The 13,743-nt window shown below is 39.7% G+C and carries 14 protein-coding genes; 9 read left to right on the top strand and 5 right to left on the bottom strand.

Annotated elements, in window-relative coordinates; all coding sequences use genetic code 11:
- Positions 1–4 precede the first annotated feature (4 nt).
- Together zwf and J1899_RS21660 are read right to left on the bottom strand one after the other, a co-directional pair.
- The gene (zwf, locus tag J1899_RS21665) at positions 5–1,456 is read right to left on the bottom strand and encodes a glucose-6-phosphate dehydrogenase (protein WP_214476669.1); all 1,452 of its coding nucleotides are present in this window, start codon (positions 1,454–1,456) and stop codon (positions 5–7) included.
- 241 nt (positions 1,457–1,697) lie between these two features.
- Positions 1,698–2,063: a winged helix-turn-helix transcriptional regulator gene (locus tag J1899_RS21660; RefSeq protein ID WP_214476667.1), complete on the bottom strand. Its 366-nt coding sequence runs from the start codon at positions 2,061–2,063 to the stop codon at positions 1,698–1,700.
- 241 nt (positions 2,064–2,304) lie between these two features.
- Here J1899_RS21660 and hxlA point away from each other — a divergent pair, with 241 nt between their 5' ends.
- Together hxlA and hxlB are read left to right on the top strand one after the other, a co-directional pair.
- Complete coding sequence (gene hxlA / locus J1899_RS21655; RefSeq protein WP_080843706.1) at positions 2,305–2,937, top strand: 3-hexulose-6-phosphate synthase; 633 nt, start codon at positions 2,305–2,307, stop codon at positions 2,935–2,937.
- A gap of 6 nt (positions 2,938–2,943) precedes the next feature.
- Positions 2,944–3,504, top strand: a complete 561-nt coding sequence (gene hxlB, locus J1899_RS21650; RefSeq protein WP_066442078.1) for a 6-phospho-3-hexuloisomerase — start codon at positions 2,944–2,946, stop codon at positions 3,502–3,504.
- Positions 3,505–3,550: 46 nt separating this feature from the next.
- On the opposite strand, the gene J1899_RS21645 is transcribed toward hxlB, so the two are convergent.
- Positions 3,551–3,970 (bottom strand): organic hydroperoxide resistance protein, encoded by a 420-nt coding sequence (locus J1899_RS21645; protein ID WP_214476665.1) that lies wholly within the window; start codon positions 3,968–3,970, stop codon positions 3,551–3,553.
- A gap of 122 nt (positions 3,971–4,092) precedes the next feature.
- Between J1899_RS21645 and J1899_RS21640 the strand changes: the two genes are divergently transcribed.
- Both J1899_RS21640 and aspA read left to right on the top strand, forming a co-directional pair.
- The gene (locus tag J1899_RS21640; RefSeq protein WP_066442082.1) at positions 4,093–4,518 is read left to right on the top strand and encodes a MarR family winged helix-turn-helix transcriptional regulator; all 426 of its coding nucleotides are present in this window, start codon (positions 4,093–4,095) and stop codon (positions 4,516–4,518) included.
- 296 nt (positions 4,519–4,814) lie between these two features.
- Positions 4,815–6,245 (top strand): aspartate ammonia-lyase, encoded by a 1,431-nt coding sequence (gene aspA / locus J1899_RS21635; RefSeq protein ID WP_214476663.1) that lies wholly within the window; start codon positions 4,815–4,817, stop codon positions 6,243–6,245.
- Between the two features lie 142 nt (positions 6,246–6,387).
- Here the strand turns inward: aspA and J1899_RS21630 are convergent, their stop codons facing one another.
- Together J1899_RS21630 and J1899_RS21625 are read right to left on the bottom strand one after the other, a co-directional pair.
- A complete protein-coding gene (locus tag J1899_RS21630) occupies positions 6,388–6,828 on the bottom strand; it encodes a hypothetical protein (protein WP_066442086.1) in 441 nt (146 codons plus the stop codon).
- A gap of 14 nt (positions 6,829–6,842) precedes the next feature.
- The gene (locus tag J1899_RS21625) at positions 6,843–7,601 is read right to left on the bottom strand and encodes a hypothetical protein (RefSeq protein ID WP_214476661.1); all 759 of its coding nucleotides are present in this window, start codon (positions 7,599–7,601) and stop codon (positions 6,843–6,845) included.
- A gap of 192 nt (positions 7,602–7,793) precedes the next feature.
- Here J1899_RS21625 and J1899_RS21620 point away from each other — a divergent pair, with 192 nt between their 5' ends.
- The 5 genes from J1899_RS21620 to J1899_RS21600 all read left to right on the top strand — a co-directional run bounded on the left by J1899_RS21620 (position 7,794) and on the right by J1899_RS21600 (position 13,742).
- Positions 7,794–9,332, top strand: coding sequence for a histidine kinase N-terminal 7TM domain-containing diguanylate cyclase (locus J1899_RS21620; RefSeq protein ID WP_214476659.1), 1,539 nt, complete (start codon positions 7,794–7,796; stop codon positions 9,330–9,332).
- A gap of 413 nt (positions 9,333–9,745) precedes the next feature.
- The gene (locus J1899_RS21615; RefSeq protein ID WP_066451261.1) at positions 9,746–11,245 is read left to right on the top strand and encodes a malate:quinone oxidoreductase; all 1,500 of its coding nucleotides are present in this window, start codon (positions 9,746–9,748) and stop codon (positions 11,243–11,245) included.
- A 248-nt stretch (positions 11,246–11,493) separates the two neighbouring features.
- Positions 11,494–12,231, top strand: a complete 738-nt coding sequence (locus J1899_RS21610; protein WP_214476657.1) for a methionine ABC transporter ATP-binding protein — start codon at positions 11,494–11,496, stop codon at positions 12,229–12,231.
- A gap of 3 nt (positions 12,232–12,234) precedes the next feature.
- The gene (locus tag J1899_RS21605) at positions 12,235–12,894 is read left to right on the top strand and encodes a methionine ABC transporter permease (RefSeq protein WP_066442094.1); all 660 of its coding nucleotides are present in this window, start codon (positions 12,235–12,237) and stop codon (positions 12,892–12,894) included.
- Positions 12,895–12,911: 17 nt separating this feature from the next.
- A complete protein-coding gene (locus tag J1899_RS21600) occupies positions 12,912–13,742 on the top strand; it encodes a MetQ/NlpA family ABC transporter substrate-binding protein (RefSeq protein ID WP_214476654.1) in 831 nt (276 codons plus the stop codon).
- Position 13,743: the final 1 nt, after the last annotated feature.

Below are 13,743 nucleotides of genomic sequence, written 5' to 3'. Positions count from 1 at the left end.
TTATCTACCACCATCTATGGCCCCATTCATCTAATAGCTGCTGGGCTGCATCAGGTCCCATGGATCCTGAAGTATAATGGTGCAGCGGAACGAAATCTTCTTCAAATGCTTCCAGGATCGGCTCAATCCATTTCCATGAGCTTTCAACTTCCTCCCAATGAGCAAAGAAGGTAGGATCCCCGCTAAGAGCATCTAAGAGCAATCGTTCATATGCTTCTGGCAAATCACGCTGACTGGCAGAAAAATGCACGTTAATAGGCTCAATCTTTCCACTCATAAGACTTTTGCTATTTAACTGCAGCGAAACGCCTTCGTTTGGAAAAATGCTAATCGTTAATAGGTTTGGTTTTGTGTTTTCTATCTCAACAGAATCGAGATCACTGGAATTTCTGAATTCAACAACAATCTTTGTTATTTTTTCCTGCATTCGTTTCCCTGTTCGAATATAAAAAGGTACACCCTTCCAGTAAGGATGATCGATCCATACGCGGGCAGCGATAAAAGTATCATTTTTGGATTGCGCTTGAACGCCTGTTTCTTCGCTATAGGAAACAACAGGCTGTCCCTTTATTTCACCTGAGAGATATTGTCCTCTAACTATTTGTGCTTGGGCATCCTCTTTAGTTAATGGTCTTATTGATTCCATTACCTCTCTTTTACCATTTCGGATATCATATGAACTCTTTTTCTCAGGAATGCGCATAGCCGTCATCATAAGCAGCTGGAGCAGATGGTTTTGTACCATATCGCGGATGGCTCCAGTATGATCATAATATTCTGCTCTATTTTCTACTCCTACCGTTTCGCTGGCAGTAATTTGGACGTTCGAGATAAACTGATTGTTCCAAATAGCTTTTAACAGTGGATTGGCAAGCACGAAAGCTTCCAGGTTTTGCACCATTGGTTTTCCGAGATAGTGGTCGATTCGAAAGATCTCCTCTTCCTCAAAGGTTCTGCTCAGTTTTTCATTCAGAGCTTGTGCAGATGATACATCATGGCCAAATGGCTTCTCTATGATTAATCGCTTCCAGCCATTGGTGGTGCCTAAGCCACTTCTCTTAATATTTAGAGCAATGACATCAAAAAATTGTGGAGCAACTGATAAGTAAAACATTCTATTCTCTGCAATTTTTTGTTCTTCTTCATGTTTTACTGTTAATTTCAGCAATTTATGATAGCCTTCTGGGTCGGTCACATCTAATTGGCAGTAATGAAATAGTTTAACAAACTCCTGTTTTTTGGAAACGTCGTTTAAAAGGTGCCTTGAGAAAGTATAAAGCGAATCTTTTACTTTAGCCTGAAATTCAGCGTCAGTGCAGTTATTTCTTCCAACCCCTATAACTGAAAAGGATTTTGGTAATTTTTGATCGAGAAATAAGTTGAACAGTGCAGGATAAATTTTTCTTTTTGCTAAATCACCTGTTGCCCCAAATAATACAAAGGTCATAGAATCCATGAACAGCCCTACTTTCTGATAAAAATGACAACAAATGATACGGAGTTTCAGCTTGCAAATTTCCGAGAGGTCACATTCCTATTCGTACAATGCTTTGCGAAATCAGTATATTATGTATAGTTAGCAGGTGAAAGTACGCACTTTATTTTCATATAGTTACATCAAAGTACAATAGTGAATCAAAAGTAACCATAAAAAAGCCTTATCAATGATGCTAATCACTGATAAGGCTTTTTAAAATTTATTTTGTTGCTGAATGTTCTTCCGATTCTTTTTCCAGGACATTTTCAATATAATCTTTGCCCCATTCATACATGGATTCCAAAATGGGCATGAGTCTCTGTCCATTTTCTGTTAGTGAATACTCCACTTTAGGAGGCACAACGGGATACACTTCGCGATGAACAATTATATGATCCTCTAATTCACGCAATTGATTGACAAGCATTCTTTGAGTTATGCCCGGCATAAGTGACTTTAACTCTCCAAAGCGCTTCGTCCCCTCTTTGCCGAGATGCCAAAGTATCAGCATTTTCCACTTGCCTCCAATGATCGCAAGTGTTAATTCTTTCTCACAATTAAATGTTCTTTCACCTAAATTTGGCATTGTTTTCACGTCTCCTTTTTCAAATGTTAGGGAAAATATAAAGCTGAGTGACACTGGAGAAATAACATAGCTTTTGATTTTCCGTCAGCCCAGCTATATCAAATGGTATACTTTTTAGCACTATATGCTTTTAAAGTGCGTACTTTTTCTTTTGATATATGTTCAGTATACTAAGCCGTATATTGATGAGTAAATGTTTTTAACTAGACTTATCAAAATATTCCAGTAGGAGTGAATGTTCATGAAATTACAACTAGCATTAGATTTAGTCGATATTCCAGGAGCAATTGAAGTGGTTAAAGAAGTACAAGATCATGTAGACGTTGTAGAAATCGGGACACCCGTTGTCATCAATGAAGGTCTTAAAGCTGTAAAAGAAGTAAAAGCAGCATTCCCTAACATGACGGTTCTTGCTGATTTGAAAATCATGGACGCAGCTGGCTATGAAGTGAGTCAAGCATCAGCAGCAGGTGCTGATATTGTGACGATTCTTGGAGCAGCTGAAGATGAGTCAATTAAAGGCGCAGTAGAAGAAGCGAAGAAACAAGGCAAGCAAATTCTTGCTGATATGATTGCCGTGAAAGATGTTGCTGCACGTGCAAAAGAGCTAGATGAGCTAGGTGTCGATTATATTTGTGTTCATACAGGCTACGATCTTCAAGCTGTTGGCAAAGACTCTTTTGAAGACCTTGCAACGATTAAAAGTGTTGTTAAAAATGCAAAAACAGCTGTTGCAGGCGGAATTAAACTAGAAACACTTCCTGATGTTATTAAACAGCAGCCAGATCTTGTAATCGTTGGCGGAGGCATTACTGGTAAAGATGATAAAAAAGCAGTCGCACAAGAAATGCAAAAGCTAATCCAGCAAGGATAATTAGTGATGAAGACGACGACTGAATACTTAACAGAAATTGTTCAGGAATTAAGTCAAACGGTTCATTTAATCTCTGAATCTGAAGCGGACGCATTGGTCGAACAGATTTTAAAGGCTAAAAAGGTTTTTGTCGCAGGTGCAGGCAGATCTGGATTTATGGGTAAATCCTTTGTTATGCGAATGATGCACATGGGCATTGATGCTTATATAGTAGGTGAAACTGTAACAGCCAATTTAGAAAAAGATGATTTATTAATCATCGGTTCTGGTTCAGGTGAAACGAAAACCCTGGTAGCGATTGCTGAAAAGGCAAAAAGCATTGGCGGTACCATTGCAGCTATTACCATTTCGCCTAACTCAACAATTGGTGAATTGGCTGATATTGTTGTGAAACTGCCTGGCGTAACAAAAGATCAATCTGAAGGGGACTATAAAACCATTCAGCCTATGGGATCTTTATTTGAACAAACGATGCTGTTATTTTACGATGCCCTTATTTTAAGCTTTATGGATAAAAAGGGTCTGGATTCTAACAAAATGTATGGCAAGCATGCCAATCTTGAATAGAAAGAAGGCCGCGTTCATCGCGGCCTTCTTTGTTTATACTAAGGGCTTATTTTGCAACAGCAGATCTTTCTACTTTCACATTTCCTTCAATAGCAAGGGAATATGGGCAGACTGCGTGTGCCTTTTCCATAAGCTCTTCAGCTTCTTCTTGTGTGACACCTTCCATTTCAGCAATCAATTTAACGCTCAAGCCAAAGCCTGCACCTTGTTTTTCAATGCTGACTTCAGCTGTTACAGCAGAAGTAATTCTTTTTTTCGCTTGACCTGCAACTAATTGAAGGGCGCTGTCAAAACATGCTGAATAGCCGGCAGAGAATAATTGTTCAGGGTTTGTTGTTCCCTCTTTTTCTGTGCCTCCTAATCCTTTTGGCATGGAAAGAGCTAAATCTAGTGTACCATCAGATGATTTAACGGAACCTTGACGGCCGCCTGAAGCTGTTGATGAAGCAGTATATAATGCTGACATTATGAAACACTCCTTTTAATTTGGTTGTTTACAATTAAATTGTACACAATTTAAATGTCGTTAGTCAAATCTTATATAATTATTCCCCTTCCTTGATATAATAAACTCAGGAGTGATTACCAATGACGAAGGAAATTTTAAAATTAGATAATCAAATTTGTTTCCCGCTTTATGCAGCAACACGGGAAATGACAAAATTATATCGTCCATTACTAACGGAGTTAAACATTACGTATCCGCAATATTTAGTTTTGCTCGTTCTCTGGGAGACAGATCGAATCTCTGTTAAAGCATTAGGTGAAAAACTATATCTTGATTCTGGCACTTTAACACCGATGCTGAAGAGAATGGAGGAGAATGGGTTAATTAAAAGAACACGCTTAAAGGAAGATGAGCGCGTAGTAGAAGTGACATTAACAGAGCAGGGAAAACAAGCAGAAGCACAAGCCGAAAAGATCCCGCTGAAATTCCTTGAGCAAACGAATTTAAATGAAGAAGAGTTTATCCAGCTGAAACGTATTTTAATGAAAATGTTGGATGAAGCTTGACAATATACCTGCTATTTATAAGGAATTGGACGATGTTAAGCAGGTTACAATAACTTTATACAGAATTGCTTCGCTTCTATAAAATAGAGCTTCCTCGACTGAATATTAGACTGTCAATTGAGGGAGCTATTCTTTTAAGCAGAGTCTTATCGATTAAAATGAATGTGACAGGCGGATTTTCGTCAATTATGTTGCCATTTCAATCTAATCGCTTTATAGTGGATACGAGTATAAAATGGAACATTTATTATAGAGAAAATAAGGCTTGATGGTTTATAAAAAGGAGAATGACTTTTATGCTAGCATCAATGAATAACTTTCGGATTGAGAAAGATTTTTTAGGGGAAAAGGAAGTTCCTGCTGAGGCGTATTATGGTGTACAAACGCTTCGGGCAGTAGAAAACTTTCCAATTACGGGGTATAGAATTCATCCTGAACTAATTAGAGCCATGGCAATGGTAAAGAAGGCGGCAGCCATGGCAAATATGGATGTTAAGCAATTGTATTCCGGCATTGGAAATGCAATTGTACAAGCAGCAGATGAAATGATTGAAGGACAATGGCATGAGCAGGTCATTGTGGATCCAATTCAAGGCGGAGCTGGAACATCTATTAATATGAACATAAATGAAGTTCTTGCCAATCGTGCCATTGAACTTCTTGGAGAAGAGAAAGGAAATTATTTCCATTGCAGTCCAAATACGCATGTGAATATGTCCCAATCAACAAACGATTCTTTTCCTACAGCTATGCATATTGCCATTTTAAGTCTGCTGGAACAGCTCATTATAACGATGGAGAAAATGCAAACTGTTTTTCTTGAAAAAGGAAAAGAGTTTAATCATGTGATTAAAATGGGCAGAACACATCTGCAGGATGCTGTACCTATTCGGCTTGGACAGGAATTTGAAGCATATAGCCGTGTAATCGGTCGCGATATTAAGCGAATTAAGCAGTCAAGACAGCATTTATATGAATTGAATATGGGTGCTACTGCTGTTGGGACAGGCTTAAACGCTTTGCCTCGCTATATTGAACTGGTTGTACAATATTTGGCTGATATAAGCGGGATGCCCTTTAAAGGTGCTGAACACTTGGTGGACGCCACTCAAAATACGGATTCCTACACAGAAGTGTCTGCTGCGCTAAAAATCTGTATGACCAATATGTCTAAGATTGCCAATGATTTAAGACTTATGGCTTCAGGCCCAAGAGCAGGCTTAGGGGAAATTACACTGCCCGCCAGACAGCCTGGTTCATCCATCATGCCAGGAAAAGTTAATCCCGTTATGCCAGAACTTATTAACCAAGTGGCTTTTCAGGTAATTGGAAATGATCATACGATCTCTCTTGCTTCTGAAGCAGGGCAGCTTGAACTAAATGTGATGGAGCCAGTTTTGATCTTTAATCTTCTGCAGTCAATTAGCATCATGAAAAACGCATTTACCAGTTTTACGGAGCATTGTGTTAAAGGCATTGAAGCAAATGAAGCAAGATTAAAGGAATATGTCGAAAAGAGCGCAGGAATTATCACCGCTGTTAATCCGCATCTTGGCTATGAAGTAGCTGCCAGAATTGCGAGAGAAGCGATCCTGAATGGTACCTCCATAAGAGATTTATGCCTGAAATACGATGTACTTACAGAAGGAGAACTTGATCTCATATTAGACCCATATGAAATGACACACCCTGGCATTGCAGGGGCGTCGTTATTGGAAAAAGATTGACATAAAAAAGCCAGGGGAGCGATCTCCTGCTTTTTTTATATAAGGAGTAAAACGAGCAGCGTGCTAAAAAGATGAAGATATAATTGATTAAACCTTATTTTGCAATCTATTCTTGCTATCAAAATTACTGGAAATGTCCCTGCTATTTACCTGGTACTCCAATTGAGAGTGCCTGGTAGCGCCGGAGTATGGCCGTTATTTGTGAAGTTAAGGACTCAGGGGACTCTATGACGATGATCACTTGCTGACGGCTTTCCTTTAAGGTTTTATGATTCTTGGCTTTATTGAGAAGTTTGGAGACGGATAATCCTGTGATAAAACCTGTAAATGCGCCAATTATGCCGCAAAGAATAGGCCCAAGCATGAGGGTAAACCCAAGGCTTGCTCCTATAACGGCAGCTCCAGTGGCACAGGCAACGCCGACTTCAAAATCATGAGGAGGAGGGTGCTGCTTGTTACTGCCTTGCTTGTTTTGATCCATAAACACGATAAGGATTTGTTCGTTTAAAACTGAGAATTCCTCTAACTCCGCAAGTGCCTGTTCTAATTCAATTGACTGCTCAAATAATCCAAAAATCAACATGGTCAAGCACCTGCTTATGAGAAGATTCTTAATTTCGAATTGCTATACCTCTTGGATAGATAAGTTCTTTGTTCCAAGCGGAATAATTGGTTTTGTTCCATTGTTGCTAAATAAGATTGGTAAATAGATCCAAACAAGACAGAAGGCATAAATAAGAACCAATGAGGGTTTAGCATGCTATTAGAAGCTTCTAGTTGTCCGAGTAAAAGGGTCAATAATGCTTCATGTGCCTTTGAAAGCCAGATGTAGATCCACCACCAGAACATCGCGTAAAAGGCAAGGCCAAATCGATGGTTATATAATTGCCCTAATCCCGGAAAGAAAAAAGAATAAAAAGCACTGAAAAACGGGCTTTTTTCCTCAAGATATTGAATTTCTGCGGCTGTGACTGCCAGACATGGTATGTTTTTGTTTTCTTTTAGGGCCAGATGAGTAAGTTTATTTTGATATAAAGCAATTCGAAAACTATCTCCTATTGTGTATAGGTAGATTACCAAGTATCCAAATGCCCATGTGGGTTCCAATATAGAGGTGGCTAGTTCATATTTTCCGCAAAAAGAATAGATCATTGCTTCATTTATATGAGCTAAAGTATTTATAATAACCTCTGATAATGTCAGTAACGTGGCGCGTATGTACTGATTAAGCAGATAGTGGCCAAAGCCGGGAAAAACGGCTGACCACCATGCAATCATATAAGGATTATGGTCTTTTAAATAAGAGATGCCGAACATGCTAATCTTTAAAAGGCTTCTGCGTGGCTGTGCGTTCATGTTGCCCCTCTTTTTGCTCTATTGTATTGGTAATGGATAGTTTGCCCAATGGGTGCGCCACTATGTATATTTTCAGCTTTTTAATGGGTTCTTTTACATTTAAAGGAAGCTAAATGCGCAGAAGAGCATTGAAATGCACAGCGGTTATCGTATATGCTAATAGCAGGAAATTTCCAAAAGAGGGACTCTATTATGAATTCTGAATTAACAGCGTATATCACCCTTGTGTGCACTTCGGGTGTATTAAATATGTACTTGTTTATAAATGTCTTCCTTAATCGCCACAAATATACAAGTATAGGGAAGGTTTTTAGCTTATACACCTTTTTGATCACTGTATATTGTTTTTCCTCAGCTTTTGGCTTAATGTCTACAAATATTGAGCAAATCAAGCTATGGACCATCATTCAGTACACAGCCATGCCGCTTTCCGCCCCTGTTGGGTTGTTATTCATCATGAATTACTTAGGATTTGAACTAACACGCAAAAAATGGATTGCGCTCTTAACAATCCCGATGATCAGTCTGTTCATGGTAGCAACAAATGACTTTCATCATCTCCATTATCGTGTCTATGAAATCGACCCATTATTAGGTGCTCCGTATGTGCATCAGGAGATGGGCGTTTGGTACGTGGTTCATGGCATCTATACTTTTGCAAGTATGTTTTTTGCTTTCGTTCTTGTCCTCACTAGATGGAAAGAAACAGAACGAGTATATCGCCCCCAATTAATATCCTTATTGTTTGGCCAATTCGTTCCAATGGCTACGGCTTTCATCTATTTAATTGGATTAACTCCGCCTGGTCTAGATCCAGTTCCATTCGTTTTATGGCTAACATCTATCTTATATATTTGGTCAATTAGTTCATCACGAATGTTTACCCTTATGCCAATTGCCAAAGATGCGATCTTTCATAGCATTAATGATGGGGTAATCGTATTGGATGAAGCAAAACAGATTGTTGAGTTTAATCATGCATGTAAAAATATGTTTCCGAAATTAAATAAAAAGATGTTTGGTCTGCCGTTTCATCAAATTTGGAATGACCTGTCAGGCGGTCAGGTCCCTTTTTCAATCGAAACGGCGGCCACCCGGGAGGTTAACCATGATGATCACATTTATCAGGTTCGCACAACCCCGCTGCAGCAGGCTGGTAATACTAAAGGATTATTAATTATTTTCACGGATATTACAGAGCTAAAAAGATTACAGATTAAATTGCAGCATCAAGCTGACTATGACGATCTCACCCAAATTTATAACCGCAGAGCCTTTTTCCAGATGTCTAAACAAATGCTCCGGGAAGCAAAGAAAAAGGTTCAGCCGCTATCGGTTATCCTAATGGATATTGATTACTTTAAGAAAGTAAATGACACATACGGACACGAGGCAGGAGATCATCTATTAAGACATGTCGTTAAGGTATGTAACACGTTAGTAAATGAAGACATGCTATTTGCCCGTTACGGAGGCGAGGAATTTGTCTTTGCTCTTAATGGTTCAAATGGAAAAATCATAGCTGAAGAGCTTCGGCAGCTTTTGGCATCAAAGCCCCTTATTATTGAAGGTACAAAGATTTATGTAACGGTGAGTATGGGGATAGCCAAAACAGAATTAAACGAAGAAGAAACCTTACATCAGCTTCTGCAAAAGGCGGATAAAGCCCTGTACAAAGCGAAGCGGGAAGGGCGTAATACTGTAAAAGAGTATAATCATGATGATTTATAAGACTTGGGATCTCCCAGTCTTATTTTTTTTGATTCAAGAATATAACTAAGAGAGGATTACTATAATGAAGAATTTTCTTAATCAAATTATTATACCCTAATACTTTTGAAAGGAAGCTAAATGGGGTTTAGTAGTCATTCCTATTAATACTAGGGGAAATTAAGGGATTAATCCTCTTTTTATTAGAGCGCTTTCAATATAAAGTGATTTTTCCTTTTCATTTCCAAAACCTTTCCCTTTTTTTCAAGCTATAAATAGTTTATAATTATCAGATAATACTAGATATTTTATTGCATAAATTATTATAATAATATTATGATATTGTTTTTTTAGACACGGTGCGGTGTGCTCTTAAGGGGTATGGAAGGGCTTAACCGAATGTTTTGGCAAATTTGGGGATGAGGATGATTGTGATGAGCAGCGTACAGAAAAAAACAGATGTTATTTTAATTGGTGCTGGAATCATGAGTGCGACTTTAGGTGCTTTACTGAAGGAATTAGCTCCAGAATGGGAAATAAAAGTGTTTGAAAAGCTTGCAGAAGCAGGAGAAGAGAGTTCGAACGAATGGAATAATGCAGGCACAGGCCATTCCGCTTTGTGTGAGCTTAATTATACTTCTGAACGTCCGGATGGAACCATCGATATCAGCAAGGCTGTAAAGATCAATGAGCAGTTTCAGCTTTCAAGACAATTTTGGTCTTATTTAGTCAAAAGCAATCTTATACAAAACCCGCAGGAATTTATTATGCCGATTCCTCATATGAGCTTTGTAGAAGGCGAAAAAAATGTCACTTTTCTTAAAAAACGTTTGGAAGCGTTATCAGCCACGGCGTTATTCCAAGGGATGGAATTCTCGAGTGATCCAGAAAAACTGAAGGAATGGATTCCGCTGATGATGGAGGGAAGAACCTCATCAGAACCGATTGCTGCAACGAAAATTGATTCTGGTACGGATGTTAACTTTGGTGCATTAACACGCATTCTTTTTAATCACTTAAAAAGGCAGAATGTTTATGTGAATTATAAGCATAGTGTAGAAAACATTAAGCGCAGCAGTGACGGCACTTGGGAGTTAAAGGTTCAGGATATGGAAGGCGGCAAAATTGAATATCATACAGCATCCTTTGTTTTTATCGGAGGAGGAGGGGGCAGCTTGCCGCTGCTGCAAAAAACGGGTATTCCGGAATCAAAACAGATCGGGGGATTCCCAGTCAGCGGTTTATTTATGGTGTGCAATAATCCAGAAGTTGCGGCCCAGCACCACGCAAAAGTGTATGGAAAGGCAAAGGTTGGAGCACCGCCTATGTCTGTGCCGCACCTTGATACGAGATACATCAACAATAAAAAATCACTATTATTTGGACCGTTTGCAGGATTCTCTCCAAAGTTTTTGAAAACTGGTTCTAATCTGGACCTAATTAAGTCTGTAAAGCCGAATAATGTGCTGACGATGCTGGCTGCAGGGGTAAAAGAAATGGCTTTAACCAAGTATCTGATTGGTCAGGTTTTGCTGTCTAATGAAAAGCGCATGGAAGAATTGCGGGAATTTATCCCCAATGCTAAAGCAGAGGATTGGGACATTGTTGTTGCCGGCCAGCGTGTACAGGTTATCAAGGATACACCTGCAGGTAAAGGAACATTGCAATTCGGGACAGAGGTTGTCAGCTCTTCTGACGGATCGGTTGCTGCCTTGCTTGGTGCCTCTCCAGGGGCGTCAACAGCCGTTCATGTCATGCTTGAAGTATTAGAAAAGTGCTTCCCGCAGCGAATAAATGAATGGGAGCCTAAGATTAAAGAAATGGTTCCATCCTATGGAGTATCATTAGAGGCGAATCCTCGCCTATTCCAGGAATTGCTGCATTCAACAGCGGAGACACTTGGACTTAGTAAAGAACAGCCTGTTCACAGCTAATCGTTATGTTTTTAGTAATAAATGCTCTGCTTAAAATCCGAAAAATGCTTCAAATTCTTTCTGAATTAGGAGCAATTCGGATTTTTTATTTTCACATACATTTCTGTGAACAGCCGATCATTTCATTAAACATACATAAAAGGAACAAGGATTGGCAATGGAATGGTCTCCCCATGACATCCATCCTTTATTAAGCTATAATAAATTGCGTTGCCATTACCCGTTCTTTCTGGATAGGGGGTTTTTTTATGATTACATTACAAAATGTGAGCAAGAGCTTTTCACAGTTTGAAGCGATCAAATCAGTGAATTTAACAATTGAAAAAGGCGAAATTCACGGATTGATCGGTGCGAGCGGAGCAGGGAAGTCTACATTGCTGCGGCTGATGAATTTATTAGAGCTTCCGGATACAGGGGATGTGGAAGTAAACGGACAGACGCTAACACGCTTAAGTGCCAAAGAACTTCGGCGTGCCCGCAAGTCGATTGGAATGATCTTTCAGCACTTTCATCTGGTTGCGAATAAAACCGTTTTTGATAATGTAGCGGTGGCTTTGCAGCTGGCAGGTTCGCGTAAGATGGACATTAGATCAAGAGTGGAAGAATGTCTCCAGTTTGTTGGTCTTGAACAGATGGCAGGAAAATATCCTGCTCAGCTGAGCGGCGGGCAAAAGCAGAGAGTGGCTATCGCAAGAGCACTTGCTAATAATCCGCAGGTACTGCTTTGTGATGAACCGACGTCTTCATTGGATCCGAATACAACTGCAGAAATTCTGACCGTCTTGAAAAATATTAATGAACAGCTTGGGGTGACGATTGTATTCGTCAGCCACGAAATGGATGTTGTGAAAAGGATCTGCCGCAGGGTGTCTGTTATGGAAGCAGGAGAGATTTATGAGACCGTCTCCATTGAACCTATAGGCATACAGGCAATTAATAGCCATCCTGAATACTTTGTCCAGCAGCTTAAAAGGGACGGTGAGTAACATATGCAAATCATGCTGCAGTATGAAGCGGAGATTTGGCAGTCCATTGGCGAAACTTTTGTTATGGTCGGTGTGTCCATACTGGCAGCCATCCTAATTGGACTGCCTGTAGGTACCTTTCTTTTTTTATGCAGAAAAGGTCAACTGCTCGAAAATAGATATGTTTTCTCGGTCCTGAATCTTTTGGTGAATGTGATTCGATCTTTTCCATTCTTGTTATTGGTCGTTTTTTTAATTCCATTTACAAGACTCCTGCTTGGGACAGCGATTGGGACGGCGGCTGCAACAGTACCGTTATCGATTATCGCAATAGCCCATTATTCGCGACTAGTGGAACAATCGCTTTTGGATGTGCCTAAAGGCGTATTAGAGGCAGCCGTATCTATGGGTGCTTCTGTCAGAGAAATTATTTTTAAATTCTTATACATTGAAGCGAGATCAGGACTTGTGCTCGGATTAACGACTTCGATCATAAGCTTTATCTCATATTCGACCATTATGGGTGTTGTTGGAGGAGGAGGGATTGGTGATTTCGCCATTAGATATGGCTATCAGCAATTTCAAACTGAACTGATGATGTATATGATTATCATTATGGTTATACTTGTACAACTAATTCAATTTACTGGAACTACGGTGTCCAGAGTAATTGATAAAAGATAAACTTGGAGGATGACAGCATGAAGAAACTATTATTTCTATTAGCAGCTGTACTTTTATTTGTAACAGGCTGCAGTGGTCAAGATGAAGAAACAAAGGAACAAGCAACAGAGACGAAACCGGAGCAAGAAGAAGTCACACTAAAGGTAGCTTCGTTAATTCCGCCGATGACGGAAATCTTAGATTTGGTTAAACCGCAGCTTGAAGAAGAAGGAGTTAACCTTGAGGTTGTTGTGCTTGGTGATAATGTACAGCCCAATAATGCACTTGCAGCAGAAGAAGTTGATGCAAACTTCTTTCAGCATGTTCCTTACATGGAGGAATTTAATCGCAGCAACGATGCTGAACTAGTGCCTGTCACACCAATTTACTTTGCTAACTATGGTGTGTATGCAAAGGAATACGATGAGATTGGCCAGCTGCCAGAGGGAGCAGTGATTGCAATAGCGAATGATGTATCGAACATCGACCGTTCCTTAGCACTGCTTGCTCAGCACGAAGTTATTACACTAAAGGAAAAAACAGGACCCTATTATACAATCGGGGATATCACAGAAAATCCTAAAAACTATCAATTTGAAGAAGTTGATCTGCTTATGCTGGCGAGAATGTATGATGATGCCGATGCAGTCGTGATGACACCTGCTTATGCAGCACCGCTTGGCCTCACTCCGAAAAATGATGCCCTGCTGACCGAAGGAGTAGACAACGACTTCGCAATCACTTTAGTGGCACGTAAAGACAATGCCGAATCAGAAGCGATTCAAAAACTTGCCGAGGCTATGACAAGTCCGGAAGTTAAGAAATTCCTGGAAGAAAATTACGACGAAACAGCTATTCCTGCGTTTTAAT

This window comes from Cytobacillus gottheilii, from assembly GCF_018582665.1.
GTDB lineage: Bacteria > Bacillota > Bacilli > Bacillales > Cytobacillaceae > Cytobacillus > Cytobacillus gottheilii.
Note: the sequence above shows the minus strand (reverse complement) of the source record. Positions and strands in the feature narration are given on the sequence as shown.